The sequence below is a fragment of the Bacteroidota bacterium genome, from assembly GCA_034723125.1.
Classification (GTDB): domain Bacteria; phylum Bacteroidota; class Bacteroidia; order CAILMK01; family JAAYUY01; genus JAYEOP01.
The window spans coordinates 4,123-5,994 of the sequence record JAYEOP010000608.1 but is presented as its reverse complement, the minus strand read 5'-3'; the positions used below and the strand labels follow the sequence as shown (position 1 = coordinate 5,994).

Annotated in this window: 2 protein-coding genes; both read right to left on the bottom strand. The window is 28.1% G+C overall.

The features are described 5' to 3' along the window. On the bottom strand, positions 1–1,269 hold a 1,269-nt coding region (locus U9R42_15015), incomplete at its 3' end, for a glycosyltransferase family 4 protein (protein MEA3497336.1). A gap of 302 nt (positions 1,270–1,571) precedes the next feature. Continuing rightward, positions 1,572–1,872 (bottom strand): hypothetical protein (locus U9R42_15010; protein MEA3497335.1); only part of this gene is annotated, 301 nt, incomplete at its 5' end.

Genomic DNA, 1,872 nt, shown 5'->3' with positions numbered 1-1,872 from the left:
AAGATTGATTAAGTCAGATAATTTTTTTTCTAAAGTATCGTAAGAAAAATATTTCCTTCCGAGTTCAAAATTATACTCACCAATTTCCTTGTTAAGTTTTTCGTTGTAAATAATTTCTTTTATTTGTTCAATTGCATCATCTGTGAGATTATTATTTTCAAGCATTACGGTTTTAAATCCTTTACTACCTATGTCAGGCCAGTAAACGGGTTTATAATTATTTACAAAAATTGGTTTGCGTGCAACAACAGCTTCTATAAAGGCATTTCCAAATCCTTCATAAGTGCTAAAATAAGTACATGCTTTTGCATGAGCATAAGCATCGGAAAGATTGTACCTAATTCCATTATTATTTTTATCAATGTGATGTGTTATAAAATTGCTACCAAAAATAACTTGTTTTTTTAATCCTAATTCTGCGATTTTGTCAATGAGAAAATTTGCATATCCTCCATCATTATCGTCATTATAATTCCCTGTAATTACAAGTTTTAAATTTTTGTTTTTGAGTTTATGCAATAAATCAATTGCAACTTCAATTCCTTTTCTACGAACTATTCTTGTAACCTGAAAAAGCATCATATCATTTTCTCCAAGTCCAATATCTTTTGGTAAATTTTTGTTCTCTTTTGTTTTTATTCCGTATGGTATATCAAAGTCCATTACGTTTGGAACGGAGATAGAATAAATATCAAATTTTTCTTTTAATGTTTCTTGTGCAGGAGTATTGATAACAGCATGAACAACGCTTGGTAGGTTCAAAGGAAATGTTTTTTTTATTAAATCATTTACATCTTTATGAGGAGAATGGTATCTTTTTCCACGTTCCCATGCAAAATCATGGTCATGAGTAATTGTCTTAATCCCTAATAACTCAACAGCTTTTTTTATTCCTACTCCCATAGAAATGTGGCTTGGTAGTGCCGAAGCATTTTCAACGACTAGTAAATTTATTTTATTTTTTAAAATCCAAACAATTATTTCCTTTGAAATAGAATCTGATTTTGTTTCGATATGCTCCATTAAAGGTGTCGGGTCTTTAACAGGCTGAAAAAATGCCTGACTTTGTTCCCAAAGGCATTCGGGAGAAAAAAATGAAAGGTCATACAATAATTCTTCTGTATCAGCATTCATTTCACGGTCTTCATACTGTCCTGATAAAACAAAAACCTTACGACCCATTCTATTTAAAACTGTAATCCACTTTTCAGTTTCGAGAGCTACACCATCAACTCCTCCTATTCTGCCAATTATTACTCCAACATTCATAATTAATAGATTATTTTGTTATTACACTGCCTTCAAAAAAAAGTAAATATAAGTGATTTTTGAAAAAAGAAATTAACAAGTTTTAAAGAAATTAAAAAATATAAAAGGTTATTTTAGCGGAATATCTTTTCCTATCGGAAATTTTTATTAATAATTCTAATCTCCTACAATCAACTTCCCTGTAAAAATATTATTTCCTGAAATAATTTGATACAAATACAATCCGTTTGATAAATCACCTCTGAAAAACTCATAGCTGTTTCTAGAATTATTAAATCTAACCTATTTAATGTGCTATTCTTTTAAAATTTATAATATAAAGCTGTTCCTAATCCAATAGAAAATAGATGACTTTTAATTGGTGCATCAATTATACTATTTATTGATCTTCTGTAAATAGGTTCTATTTTCAACTTAAGTAATTCATTAATTTCATACTCTAATCCCATACCAACCAATATTGAAAAGTTTATTGAATTAAATTTATAATATGAATTCTTTGTTGTGTTCTTTTCAAACTTGTTATCTTCAAAATATTGATAAGTTGTTATTTTATGGTTTATAAAAAAATTAGTGGATATTCCAAGCGAAACAAATATTTTT